Annotated in this window: 10 protein-coding genes and 4 tRNA genes; 2 read left to right on the top strand and 12 right to left on the bottom strand. The window is 63.4% G+C overall.

The genetic code is table 11. The annotated features are described in order from the left end of the window. Nucleotides 1-163 precede the first annotated feature (163 nt). From F3I62_RS16340 to F3I62_RS16365, 6 genes are all read right to left on the bottom strand, one after another. On the bottom strand, nucleotides 164-1522 hold the full coding sequence (locus tag F3I62_RS16340; RefSeq protein WP_160490702.1) for a DUF4041 domain-containing protein: 1359 nt from the start codon (nucleotides 1520-1522) through the stop codon (nucleotides 164-166). Nucleotides 1523-1663: 141 nt separating this feature from the next. Continuing rightward, a complete protein-coding gene (locus tag F3I62_RS16345; RefSeq protein WP_160490703.1) occupies nucleotides 1664-4732 on the bottom strand; it encodes an efflux RND transporter permease subunit in 3069 nt (1022 codons plus the stop codon). Then, nucleotides 4729-5754: an efflux RND transporter periplasmic adaptor subunit gene (locus tag F3I62_RS16350; protein WP_160490704.1), complete on the bottom strand. Its 1026-nt coding sequence runs from the start codon at nucleotides 5752-5754 to the stop codon at nucleotides 4729-4731. The genes F3I62_RS16345 and F3I62_RS16350 overlap by 4 nt, the downstream gene beginning before the upstream one ends. 82 nt (nucleotides 5755-5836) lie before the next feature. Further along, on the bottom strand, nucleotides 5837-6616 hold the full coding sequence (locus tag F3I62_RS16355) for an ABC transporter permease (RefSeq protein WP_160490705.1): 780 nt from the start codon (nucleotides 6614-6616) through the stop codon (nucleotides 5837-5839). Continuing rightward, nucleotides 6613-7545: an ABC transporter ATP-binding protein gene (locus F3I62_RS16360; protein WP_160490706.1), complete on the bottom strand. Its 933-nt coding sequence runs from the start codon at nucleotides 7543-7545 to the stop codon at nucleotides 6613-6615. Before F3I62_RS16360 ends, F3I62_RS16355 begins: the two co-directional genes overlap by 4 nt. Nucleotides 7546-7687: 142 nt before the next feature. Then, the gene (locus F3I62_RS16365; RefSeq protein WP_160490707.1) at nucleotides 7688-8362 is read right to left on the bottom strand and encodes a transglutaminase family protein; all 675 of its coding nucleotides are present in this window, start codon (nucleotides 8360-8362) and stop codon (nucleotides 7688-7690) included. A gap of 196 nt (nucleotides 8363-8558) precedes the next feature. On the opposite strand from F3I62_RS16365, the gene F3I62_RS16370 reads away from it, so the two are divergent. Continuing rightward, complete coding sequence (locus tag F3I62_RS16370) at nucleotides 8559-8969, top strand: PA2817 family protein (protein WP_160490708.1); 411 nt, start codon at nucleotides 8559-8561, stop codon at nucleotides 8967-8969. Between the two features lie 131 nt (nucleotides 8970-9100). On the opposite strand, the gene F3I62_RS16375 is transcribed toward F3I62_RS16370, so the two are convergent. The 4 genes from F3I62_RS16375 to F3I62_RS16390 all read right to left on the bottom strand — a co-directional run bounded on the left by F3I62_RS16375 (nucleotide 9101) and on the right by F3I62_RS16390 (nucleotide 9519). Beyond that, nucleotides 9101-9176, bottom strand: a tRNA-Gly gene (locus tag F3I62_RS16375). Between the two features lie 5 nt (nucleotides 9177-9181). Further along, nucleotides 9182-9257, bottom strand: a tRNA-Glu gene (locus F3I62_RS16380). A 105-nt stretch (nucleotides 9258-9362) separates the two neighbouring features. Next, nucleotides 9363-9438: transfer RNA gene (locus F3I62_RS16385), tRNA-Gly, on the bottom strand. Between the two features lie 5 nt (nucleotides 9439-9443). After that, nucleotides 9444-9519: transfer RNA gene (locus tag F3I62_RS16390), tRNA-Glu, on the bottom strand. A gap of 219 nt (nucleotides 9520-9738) precedes the next feature. On the opposite strand from F3I62_RS16390, the gene F3I62_RS16395 reads away from it, so the two are divergent. After that, nucleotides 9739-10506 (top strand): hypothetical protein, encoded by a 768-nt coding sequence (locus F3I62_RS16395; protein ID WP_160490709.1) that lies wholly within the window; start codon nucleotides 9739-9741, stop codon nucleotides 10504-10506. Between the two features lie 73 nt (nucleotides 10507-10579). On the opposite strand, the gene F3I62_RS16400 is transcribed toward F3I62_RS16395, so the two are convergent. Continuing rightward, nucleotides 10580-11062 (bottom strand): GAF domain-containing protein, encoded by a 483-nt coding sequence (locus F3I62_RS16400; protein WP_160490710.1) that lies wholly within the window; start codon nucleotides 11060-11062, stop codon nucleotides 10580-10582. After that, nucleotides 11059-11949 carry an ATP-binding protein gene (locus F3I62_RS16405; RefSeq protein WP_160490711.1) on the bottom strand — a complete coding sequence of 297 codons (891 nt, stop codon included), beginning with the start codon at nucleotides 11947-11949 and terminating at the stop codon, nucleotides 11059-11061. Before F3I62_RS16405 ends, F3I62_RS16400 begins: the two co-directional genes overlap by 4 nt. Nucleotides 11950-12025: the final 76 nt, after the last annotated feature.

Raw genomic sequence — 12025 nt, forward strand, 5'->3', positions numbered from 1 at the left:
CTGCCTGTCGAAAAGGCTGGTGGACAAGTAAACGTTGTCCACCCTACAGAGTTCCCAAGATCGCGTAGGGTGGAAAACCGCGCAGCGTTTTCCACCGTGCATATATCCGGGCTACTTGCTAGAAAACCGTAGCCGACTTCCAAACACCCACTATTGGGTAATGCTAGCTTTGCATCGCAACTCGTTCTGATTGCTGAATTGCGGCCTTGGGCAATTCCATGCGCAGGCTTTCGCGATACTGCTCGGCTGGCGCTTCGTGGGTGACCTCGACGGCAGCGTCGTAGTTTTCTCGAATGACCGACTCGATCTCAGTAATGTCAGCACGGAAGAATTCCTTTCTCCCATTGACCTTGTTTAGGCGGCCTGCGGCAAAGCGTTCATGCAGCTTCGCTTCCAGTGCAGGGGCGTTATCGGAGAAGACCATTGCATGCACGTCAAACCAGAACGGCACCGATGCGTCACCCAGTTCATCGACTCGGTCCATCGGCTCCAGACGTCGGGTCATACCGATCTTGTAAACCCCCTCCCCAAATGCCCCTACGTTGGATATCACGTATACATAACCCGCCTTTGCATTCTGTTCGCGATAGTCAATGAGCCTCTCTTCGCTCTCCAGCTCAGCTCTTCCTGCTTCAACCTCAGCCAACTTTGCCAAGAGTGGGGCGCGCTCCTCTTCAGACTCTGCTCTTTCTAGGCGGGCCTGAAGGTCTCGCATAGCAGTCGCGAAGTGTTTGCGCTCCTTGGCGATCTTTTCCCGGGCTGCACGAATTTCCTGCTCAAGCTTCTGCTGTTCCCGCAACTCTTCTCGGGCACGCTTGGCCTCTTCCTTTTCCTCTTGCTTCTTGATCTGAAACTCATGAGCAAGGTGTAGCTCATCAATTTTGAGGCTCAGGTATTTACGCGATATCTCCACGTCCATAATCTTGCCTAGGCGGTTGCAGGCCTCGAACGACTTGAGAATTCGCTTCTCGCCCAGCTCGACGTTGTCGAACTTAACGTTGTCCACGCAGTAATCTGCTTCGTTGTTGAACGACCGGATCACCAGTTTGATCATATCGGTTACGAGCTTGCGTCCTTGAGTCTGACTGCCATTGACCGTCCAGGCCATGTTCCCGGTGGCAGCTGCGCCAGTCTTGATCATCACCTTCTGCTGCTCACGGACAGTATCCAAGCGGGACTTGTACTCATGGCTGGCATTCAGCTTGAACTTGGGCTCATAGAGCGCAAAGCTCTCCAGAAGGAGCGTCTCCTCCCATACGAGGATCTGCCCTTGCAAATCAGAAGACTGTTGCGCAAGCGCCGCCACCTTTTGCTCGGCGTGCTGGACCTCTTGGCGCACTGAAGCAAGCTTCCCTTTCTCTTGCTCAATCAGCGCCTGGACTTCTAGGACATCCATGGCGCCGATCTTCCTGTTAAGCGCTTGCAACTGCGCATAGCGTGCCTGAAGGTCCGTCAGTTGGATGTCCAGATCATCCGCACGCTGCCGGTGTGCTGGACCGTTCCAATAGTCGCTAAGAGACATAGGTTCCTTCCTCGTTACTGAATCGAATAATTGCTCAGCTCTGAACGTCAACTTGGCAGTCTTTATAGCGTAACCGAGCCGCAATGACTGTCCACAATCGTCTATGGCCGCTAGCTGCCGACCACCCCGCCTGCAAACAACCTAAACCAAACCCACCTCGCCCTGCCCCACCTCAAGCGGCTTCCAACGGCGCAGCAGGCTGTACAGCGTCGGCACCACGAACAGGGTGAATAAGGTGCCGACCAGCAGGCCGCCGACGATGACCATGCCGATCTGCTGGCGGCTCTCGGCGCCGGCGCCGCTGGCGATGGCCAGCGGCAGCGAGCCGAGGACCATGGCCCCGGTGGTCATCAGGATCGGCCGCAGGCGCTGCACCGCCGCTTCCAGCACCGCCTCGTGCAGCGCCCGGCCCTCGCGCAGCAGGTGGTTGGCGAACTCGACGATGAGGATGCCGTGCTTGGTGATCAGGCCGATCAGCGTCACCAGGCCGACCTGCGAGTAGATGTTCAAGGTGCCGCCGAACAGTTTGAGCGCCAGCAGGGCGCCGGCCATCGACAGCGGCACGCTGAGCAGGATGATCAGCGGGTCGAGGAAGCTCTCGAACTGCGCGGCCAGCACCAGGTAGATGAAGACCAGCGCCAGCACGAAGATCAGCGCCACTCCTGAGCTTGCGTCCTTGAAGTCACGCGAGGTGCCGGTGTAGTCGAACTGGGTCTCGGCCGGGAAGATCGCCCGCGCCTTCTCCTCCAGATGATCGAGCGCCTCACCGAGGGTGTAGCCGGAGCCGACGTTGGCGGTCACCGTCACCGCGCGCAGCTGGTTGAAGTGGTTGAGCTCGCGCGGCGCCACGGTCTCGCGCACCTCGATCAGGTTGGACAGCTGCACCATGTTGTCATTGCGCCCGCGCACGTACACGCGGTTGAGGTCTTCCGGGTTGCTGCGGTCCACGTCCTGCAGTTGCACCAGCACGTCGTACTGCTCGCCGTTCTGCTTGAAGCGGGTCACCTGGCGGCTGCCGAACAGGCTTTCCATGCTCCTGCCGATGGTCGCCACGTCAGTGCCGACCACCACCGCCTGCTCGCGATTGACCGTGACCTTGAGCTGCGGGGTGTTGAGCTTGAGGTCGGTGTCCAGGCTCTCCAGCCCCGGGTAGCCGCGCACCTCGGCCAGCAATTTGTCCACGTATTGCTGCAGCTCGGCGTATTCCAGCGAAGAGCGGATGACGAAGTTGACCGGCTGGTTGCGCGCGCTCTGCCCCAGCGGCGGGCGGTTGATCGGGAAGGCGCGCACGCCGGGAATGTCCTGCAGCCTGGGCAGCAGCTCGTCGCGGATCTCGAACTGGCTGCGTTCGCGCTCGTCCCAGTCCTCCAGCTTGAGGAACGACAGGCCCTGGGCCACCGTGGGGAAGCCGACGATGACCATGTAGCGGTTGGTTTCCGGCACCGCCGCGTAGGCCGCCTCCAGCTGTTTGGCGTAGCGGCTGGTATAGCCGATCGTGGCGCCGTCCGGGCCGTTGATCGAGCCGACTATAGTGCCGGTGTCCTCGGTCGGCGCCAGTTCGCTGCGCAGGCTGGCGAACAGCCCGGCGCACAGCAGCAGGATGCCCAGCAGCAGGGCCAGCACCAGCCACCAGGCGCGCAGCACCCGCTCCAGGCCATGGCGGTAGCTGGGGGTCAGGTTGTTCAGGAAGCCTTCGATCAGGTTGTACAGGCGGCTGTGTCGCTGCTGCGGCTGATGGGCCTTGAGCAGGTGGCCGCACATCATCGGCGACAGGGTCAGGGCGACGAAGCCGGACACCAGCACGGCGCCGGCCAGGGTCCAGGCGAATTCGGTAAACAGCTTGCCTGTCGTGCCCTGCATGAAGCCGATCGGCGCATACACCGCGGCCAGGGTCAGGGTCATGGCGACCACCGCGAAGGCGATCTCGCGGCTGCCGACGAAGGCCGCCTGCATCGGCTTCATGCCCTGCTCGATATGCCGGTGGATGTTCTCCAGCACCACGATGGCATCGTCCACCACCAGGCCGATGGCCAGGACCAGGGCCAGCAGGGTCAGGGTATTGAGGGTGAAGCCCATCAGCGCCATCAATGCGCAGGCGCCGATCAGCGACACCGGGATGGTCACCAGCGGAATCAGGGTGGCGCGCAGCGAACGGAGGAACAGGAAGATGATCAGGATGACCAGCAGCACCGCTTCCCAGATGGTGGTGTAGACGTTGCCGATCGACTCGCGGATGAACAGTGAGTTGTCGTTGGCCACCGCCATCTGCATGCCCTCGGGCAGCAGTGTGCGGATTTCCGGCAGGGCTTGGTTGAGGGCGTCGGAGATCTCCAGCGGGTTGGCCGTGGCCTGCTTGACCAGGCCCACGGCCACCGCCGGCTGGCCGTTGAAACGCACCACCGTGCGCAAATCCGCCGCGCCGATCTCGGCATGGCCGACATCGGCCAGGCGCAGCAGGTAGCCGCGCGAGTCGTCGAGGATGAGCTTGTTGAAGTCCTCCGGGGTCTTCAGGTCGGTTTCCGACAGCACCGAAAACTCGCGCTGCACCGACTCGATGCGCCCGGCCGGAATCTCCACGTTCTGCCGGCGCAGGGCGTCTTCCACGTCCTGCACGGTGAGGTCGTGGGCGGCCAGCTTCTCCGGATCGAGCCAGATGCGCATGGCGTAGGTGCGCGCCCCGCGGATCTGCACTTCGGACACCCCGGGAATGGTCTGCAGGCGGTCCTGCACCACCCGCTCCAGCACGTCGGTGATCTCCATGGCGGAGAAGCGCTCGCTGGAGAAGCCCAGCCAGATCACCGGCTGGGCGTCGGCCTCGACCTTCTGCACCAGCGGCTCGCGAATCTCCTCGGGCAGCAGGCTGCGCACCCGGCCGAGGCGGTCGCGCACGTCGTTGGCCGCCTCGTCGGAGTTGCTGCCGAGGCGGAACTGGGCGGTGATCTGGGTGTTTTCCGAGCGACTGATGGAGCTGACGAAATCCAGACCCTCGATGCCGGACAGCACGTCCTCGATCGGCTGGGCCACCTGGGATTCCATGATCTCCGGGCTGGCGCCGGGGTAGATGACGTTGACCGTGACGATCGGCACGTCGATGTTCGGGTACTCGCGCACGGCCAGGCGCTGGTAGGCCATCAGGCCGAGCAGGACGATGATCAGCGACAGCACGGTGGCGAACACCGGCCGGCGGATGCAGATATCCGAGAGGGTCATGCGCCCTCCCCGCGCTTGACCGTGCGTACCTCGCGGCCCGGCGCGACCTTCTGCCAGCCGGCGCTGATCAGCGTCTCGTCGCCCTGCAGGCCCTCCACCACCTCGGCCTTGCCGCGCAGGCGCTGGCCGATCCTGATCTGCCGGCGCTCGACCTTGCCGTCGACCACCAGGTTGACGAACTGCAACTGGCCCATGGGCATCACCGCTTCTTCGGGAATCAGCAGGGCCTGCGGGCGCTCGGCGAGGATCACCGAGACCTTGACGAACTGGCCGGGCTTGAGGCGCTGGTCGCGGTTGTCGACCCGTGCGCGAATGGCCTGGCTGCGGCCCACTTCATCCAGGCGCGGGTTGAGGGCGATGATCGCGCCCTTGAAGCGCTCGCCGGGGTAGGCATCCAGGCTCAGCTCGATGGCCTGGCCGATATGCACCTGGCTAACCGCCTTCTGCGGGATGCGGAAATCCACCTTGAGCGGGTCGAGCACCTCCAGGTTGACCAGATCCTGGCCGGCGCTCAGGTAGTCGCCGACGCTGACCTGGCGCAGGCCGAGCACGCCGTCGTAGGGCGCGCGGATCTGCGTCTTGTCCAGGCGTGCCTGGGCCAGGGCCAGGCTGGCGCGGGCGGCCTGCTGCTGGGACTGCGCCTCGTCCTGGGCCTGGGCATTGCTGGCGCCACGCGTGAACAGCAGCTGGGTGCGCTGGAAGCTCTTTTCCGCCAGATCCAGGTTGGCCCGGGCCTGGGCCAGCTCGGCGCGGGCAATCGCATCATCCAGGCTGACCAGCAGCTCGCCGGCCTTGACCGCCTCGCCCTCGCGGAAATGCACGGCCGCCAGGCGCCCGCCGAGCTCGGGGCGGATCATGGTCGACTCGTCGGAGCGCAGCGAGCCGAAGGTGATCAGCTCGTCGCGCACCAGACTTCTCTCCGGCTGGGTCACTTCGACCAGAGGCGCCTGCTCGGCCAGGACCGGCAGCGCCAGCAGCGAACACAGGATGGCGAGCAAGCGGAAACCAGTGCGCGATGCCATAAGCGACCTCTTTTTTAGATCAGAGGTCGAGTCTACCGGCGGCAGCCCGCAGTGCAAGCCGCCGAAAGTGTTACGCCCAGTGCTACTGGCGCATGCCCCGACCGCTCTGCAACAGGCGAATGCACACGACATAGAGCACGCTGCTGGCCAGCAGCATCATGCCGATGGCGACGCCGATATTGATGTCGGACACGCCGAGGATGCCGTAGCGGAAGGCGTTGACCATGTGCAGGATGGGGTTGGCCAGCGACACCGTCTGCCAGAACTCCGGCAGCAGGCTGATCGAGTAGAACACCCCGCCCAGGTAGGTCAGCGGCGTCAGCACGAAGGTCGGGATGATCGAGATATCATCGAAGTTGCGCGCGTACACCGCATTGATAAAGCCGCCCAGGGAAAAGGTGATCGCGGTGAGGGTGATCACCAGCACGGTCACGCCCAGGTGGTGCACCTGCAGCTCGGTGAAAAACAGCGACAGCAGGGTAACGATGAAGGCCACCGCCAGGCCGCGCAGGGAGCCGCCGATGGTGTAACCAATGAGGATTGTGTGCGGCGACACCGGCGACACCAGCAGCTCCTCGACATTGCGCTGGAACTTGCTGCTGAAGAAACTCGACACCACGTTGCTGTAGGAGTTGGTGATCACCGACATCATGATCAGCCCCGGCACGATGAACTCCATGTAGCTGTACTTGCCGACGCCACCGACCTGGCTGCCGATCAAGCGGCCGAAGATGACGAAGTACAGGGCCATGGTGATCGCCGGTGGCAGCAGGGTCTGCGCCCAGATGCGGGTGAAGCGGCGCACCTCACGGATGACGATGGTCTGCAGGGCGATCAGGTTGGAACTCAGTTCGGGACTCATTTCGCCACCTTGGCCAGGTTCTTCTCCACCAGGGAAACGAACAGTTCCTCCAGGCGATTGCTCTTGTTGCGCAGGCTCAGCACCTCGACCTTCTGTGCCGCCAGCTGGCGGAACAGCTCGGTGATGCCCAGACTCTTCTCCACCTGCACTTCCAGGGTGTGCGGGTCGACCAGGGTCGCCGGGTAGCCAGCGAGCTGTGGCGGCACCAGCAGCGCATCCTTGAGGTCGAGCAGGAAGGTCTCCACGTGCAGGGTCTTGAGCAGCGCCTTCATGCTGGTGTTCTCGACGATGCTGCCGTGGTCGATGATGCCGATGTGGCGGCACAGCTGCTCGGCCTCTTCCAGGTAGTGGGTGGTGAGGATGATGGTGATGCCCTGCTGGTTCAGCTCGGTGAGGAAGCTCCACATCGAGCGGCGCAGCTCGATGTCCACCCCCGCGGTGGGCTCGTCGAGGATCAGCAGGCGCGGCTGGTGGACCAGCGCACGGGCGATCATCAGGCGGCGCTTCATGCCGCCGGAGAGCATGCGCGCGGCCACGTCGTGCTTGTCCCACAGGCCGAGCTGGTTGAGGTACTGCTCGGCGCGCTCCTTGGCCAGCTTCAGCGGGATGCCGTAGTAGCCGGCCTGGGTCACGACGATGTCGAAGACCTTCTCGAACTGGCTGAAGTTGAACTCCTGCGGCACCACGCCCAGGCAGCGCTTGAGGCCGGAGGGGTCGCGATCGAGGTCGTGGCCGAACACCTCGACCGTGCCGCCGCTCTTGTTCACCAGGGTCGAGATGATGCCGATGGTGGTGGACTTGCCGGCACCGTTGGGGCCGAGCAAGGCGAAGAAGTCGCCTTCGGCGACATCCAGGTCGATGCCCTTGAGGGCCTGGAAGCCATTGCCGTAGGTCTTGGTCAGCTGCCGGATGGACAGGGCGGAACTCATGGGGGCTAGGTACTCAGCAAAAGGAAAGGCTTAGGTAGGGGCTCTTTACGGCATTTGCAACCTGATGTTTCAGGTTAGCGGAGCCTGCATGGCCTGCACCCTACCCAGACTCGGCGCAAGAAAAAAGCCGCGAATGCTGATGTTAACTATCGATAGCTTGCATGGCGGCCACCTCGGCCTGCAGATCGCCCTGCAGAAACGCCGAATCGGCGGCGAACAGATGCGGGTAGCAGCGCTGCAGATGACCGAAGAACAGCGCCTCCGGCAAGTCGTCGAACTGGCCGTGATCGGCCAGGTACTCCATGTAGCGCTCGCCCTGCTGGTTGAACGGGTGGAACACGCTGTCCGTGCGCCCATCGAACTCCAGCGGCGCCACCTTGAACACCTTGCACAGGGCCAAATTGAACGCCGGCGTGGCCTTGACCCAGCGGCCGTCGAGCAGCAGTTCGGTGTAGCCATGCATGGCGAACACCTCGCTACGGAGGATCTGCAGCAGGCGCGGGCTGGACAGGTGATTGCGCACATCGGCCAGGCCGATGCGCGCCGGGATGGCGCAATGTCGCGCGCAGGCCGCCAGCAGCAGCGCCTTGGGCACGCAGTAGGACTCGCCGGCGGCCAGCGCATGGCTGGCCTTCAGGGTTTCGGGATCGCGACTGAAGCTGTAGGGGTTGTAGCGAATCTGGTCGCGCACCGCGTAGTACAGGCTGACCGCCTGCTCGCGCGGATCGGCGCTGGCGTCGCGCCAGGTTTCGGCGAACTCGACCACCAGCGGATGGTCGCTATCGATGAACTGACCGGCTTGAAGGTAGGACGGCATGGCACGCTCCCGAGGCTTTGTCCCAGTCTATCGAGGCAGCAGTGCGGCGAAAGCGGCGATCCGGCCAAGCTCACCGGCCTTGTCGCCATGCCGGCCCGGCAGCAGCTACCTATATGGAGTTGCCGACCAGCAAGCCGGGACAGCAGGCGCCTGGCGCCCTATACTGCCGCGCTCGTTTTCAATCAGGATCATTGCCATGGCTGCCTCCCACCTCGACCACCACCTCGCCCTGCTCACCCACCTGCGCGGCATCCTGGTCGCCCTGGGCGAAGCCGAACTGGTGGAAGACGATACCCACGGTCTGTTCCTCGAGCGCTATGACGAACTGCTGGCGGAACTGCCGAAAGACCCGGAAAACAGCCTGTACCTGGGCCAGGACCTGATCAGCCAGATCTTCCACCGCTACCCGCAGATCGCCCACCTGGTGCCGCGCGACCTGCTGTGGTTCTTCGGCGGCGACTGCCTGCACTTCATGCCGGACGAGGAGATCGAGCTGTACCAGGCCCTCGACGAGCGCCGCTACGAAGCCGAGGCCAATGGCGAGCCCTTCGACTGGAACCAGGAAAAGCAGCTGCTGGCCCTGCCGCCGGAAAGCCCCAAACACTGACGGCGCAGCGCCCCGCATCAGGGGCACCCACGAAAAAGGCCCGCACGGCATGACCGGCGGGCCTTTTTTGCATGGCGCTGAATCGCGCGCAAACAAAAACGCCGCTCGATTGAGCGGCGTTTTTGTTTATTTGGAGCGGGAAACGAGACTCGAACTCGCGACCCCGACCTTGGCAAGGTCGTGCTCTACCAACTGAGCTATTCCCGCAAACATGGCGTCCCCTAGGGGACTCGAACCCCTGTTACCGCCGTGAAAGGGCGGTGTCCTAGGCCACTAGACGAAGGGGACGTGCCCCGGAGCTTACAACAGCTTTCCGGTGTTTCCAGGCGATGTTGCCATCGACCCTGTAACGCTAATCGAAGCACCGCTACGAAAAGCAGCGCTTCGTGAAACTGGAGCGGGAAACGAGACTCGAACTCGCGACCCCGACCTTGGCAAGGTCGTGCTCTACCAACTGAGCTATTCCCGCAAACATGGCGTCCCCTAGGGGACTCGAACCCCTGTTACCGCCGTGAAAGGGCGGTGTCCTAGGCCACTAGACGAAGGGGACGTGGCCAGGAGCTTGTAACAGCATCCCAACTTCCAGCGTGTCGGCTTTCACTAACTCGCTTAAAGTGGCGCGCATTCTATGGAGCCTTTCGGGGAGCGTCAACCCTCATTCAAAACTTTTTCTAAATCAATGACTTCGCTACTGAAATTGATACGGTGCTAGGAGTAGGAAGGCCAAGGCACTACACTCGGGAAAAACTAGCGTTCGGGAGGTTCACCGGTGTCCCCACTCGTCATCACCGCCTTGATCGTCGTCGGTATCGTGCTACTCATCGCGATCGGCTACATCAACCATATGGTGGAGAACAGCAAGCTGGAAAAAGCCCGGCGCAAGGCTGATCTCAATGACCGCGTGCGTCGCAGCCGTGAAGTTTCCGAGAACATGCCGGGGCAACTGATGAGCCCGGCACTGAAACTCCTCCTGAGCCGCCTAGAACTTCACTACAGTGACCGCCTGCTGCCGCTGGACAAGCAGAGCTCCAACCTGCGCAACCGCATCGCCGAGCTGCGCGACTGGGTCGCCAAGGGCGAGGACATCCCGGTGCGCAACGCCCCCCAGCCGATCGCCAGCGAGGTGAAGGCCAAGGATGTGCGCTATCTCCTGGAGAACTTCCATGGCCTGGTAACACGCGCCGCGCAGGATGGCGCGCTGCCCGCCAACGAGGCCAAGCGCTGGATCGGCGAGATCCGCCATATCCTGGTGCAACTGCATTACGAGTTCTTCACCACTCTCGGCCAGCACTCCCTGCAGCAAGGCCAGCCCGGCCAGGCCCGCCTGGCCTACGAGCGCGGCGTGCAGTACCTGCGCAAGCAGGCCGACGCGAACCGCTACAAGAACCAGCTGCAGCAGCTGGAGCAGCTGCTGGCCAACGCCAACAGCATGGTGCTGGAAAAGACCAAGCCGACGGCCGACGAACACAGCGAGCTGACCGATGGCCTCAAGTCGTTCGAGGAAGACGACTGGAAGAAGAAGAACATCTACGACTGAGCAAGCACGGCAGTCGCCAAGCCTCCTGAACGAGAAAGCCCGGCATTGCCGGGCTTTCTCGTTTATGCGGTGTTCAGCAGTCGCTCGACGCCAGGAAGATCTGCGCCAGGCGCTCGACCCCCGCCTGGTCCTCGGCCGTGAAACGCCCCGGGCGCGGGCTATCCAGGTCCAGCACGGCGATCAGGCGGCCATCCTTGACCAGCGGCACCACCAGCTCGCTGCTGGAGGCCGCGTCGCAGGCGATATGCCCGGGGAAGGCATGCACGTCATCGACCCGCTGGGTCTGCCGGCTGCTGGCCGCCGCCCCGCACACGCCGCGCCCGAAAGGAATGCGCACGCAGGCCACCTTGCCCTGGAAAGGCCCTAGCACCAGTTCTTCGTCCCGGTTCAGGTACAGGCCGGCCCAGTTCAACCCCTCCAGCTCATGGAACAGGAAGGCGGCGAACTGTGCACTATTGGCGATGAAGTCGCGCTCGCCCGCCAGCAGGGCCTCCAGCTGCGCGGCCAACAAGGCATAGCCCGACTGCCCCTGCCCGACCCCAGCCAAATCGATCATTGATCAGTCCCCAGCAACTGCTGGCCGACCCAACTACGAGCGAACTGGTAGGCACAGCGGCCATTGCGGTTGCCGCGCCCGAGCGCCCAGCGGATGGCCAGGATTTCCAGCTCATGGCTCCACTGCCACTGCAGGCCGGCCTGCGCCGCCAGCACCTCGACCCAGTGGCGCACCACGGCGAGGAAATGCTCCTGGGTAAAGGGGTAGAACGACAGCCACAGGCCGAAACGGTCGGACAGGGCAATCTTGTCTTCCACCGCCTCGCTGGGATGCAGCTCGCCCTCGACGCGCTGCCAGTTGTCGTTGTCGCTCTCCTTCTCCGGCACCAGATGGCGCCGGTTGGAGGTGGCATACAGCAGCACGTTGTCCGGGGCGCGCTCCAGCGAGCCATCCAGCACGCTCTTCAGCACCCGGTAATCGCCCTCGCCCGCCTCGAACGACAGGTCGTCGCAGAACAGCACGAAGCGCTGCGGCAAGCCCGCCAGCTGCTCGACCACCCGCGGCAGGTCGGCCAGGTAATCGCGCTCGATCTCGATCAGGCGCAGCCCGGACTTGGCATGCTCGGCCAGCAGGGCCCGCACCAGCGAGGACTTGCCGGTGCCGCGGGCGCCCCACAGCAGGACATGGTTGGCCGGCAGCCCGCCGACGAACTGGCAGGTATTGCGCGCCAGCTGCTCGCGCTGCATGTCGATGCCGACCAGATCGTTCAGGCTCAGGTCCAGGCTGACCTGCAAAGGCTGCAGATAGCCGCCATGGCCCTCGCGAAACCAGCGGGCCGCCACCGTCTGGCTCCAGTCCAGCGCCACCCGGGGCACCGGCAACAGCGGATCGAGACGCTCCAGCACCGCTTCGGCGCGTTGTAAGAAACTGTTCAAGCGGGAATCCACGACTCACTCCTCAAAAGCGCCCCTGCCGGCAGCAGGGTGCGATGGGCTATGCTTGGCTGGCGCACGGACTCAGGAA

The organism is Pseudomonas sp. R-28-1W-6 (genome assembly GCF_009799925.1).
Taxonomy (GTDB): domain Bacteria; phylum Pseudomonadota; class Gammaproteobacteria; order Pseudomonadales; family Pseudomonadaceae; genus Aquipseudomonas.

Bases quoted from the DNA above. Each gene is read 5' to 3' on its own strand.
- F3I62_RS16340 (WP_160490702.1), bottom strand. From the start codon at position 1,522: ATGTCTCTTAGCGACTATTGGAACGGTCCAGCACACCGGCAGCGTGCG.
- F3I62_RS16345 (WP_160490703.1), bottom strand. From the start codon at position 4,732: ATGACCCTCTCGGATATCTGCATCCGCCGGCCGGTGTTCGCCACCGTG.
- F3I62_RS16350 (WP_160490704.1), bottom strand. From the start codon at position 5,754: ATGGCATCGCGCACTGGTTTCCGCTTGCTCGCCATCCTGTGTTCGCTG.
- F3I62_RS16355 (WP_160490705.1), bottom strand. From the start codon at position 6,616: ATGAGTCCCGAACTGAGTTCCAACCTGATCGCCCTGCAGACCATCGTC.
- F3I62_RS16360 (WP_160490706.1), bottom strand. From the start codon at position 7,545: ATGAGTTCCGCCCTGTCCATCCGGCAGCTGACCAAGACCTACGGCAAT.
- F3I62_RS16365 (WP_160490707.1), bottom strand. From the start codon at position 8,362: ATGCCGTCCTACCTTCAAGCCGGTCAGTTCATCGATAGCGACCATCCG.
- F3I62_RS16370 (WP_160490708.1), top strand. From the start codon at position 8,559: ATGGCTGCCTCCCACCTCGACCACCACCTCGCCCTGCTCACCCACCTG.
- F3I62_RS16400 (WP_160490710.1), bottom strand. From the start codon at position 11,062: ATGATCGATTTGGCTGGGGTCGGGCAGGGGCAGTCGGGCTATGCCTTG.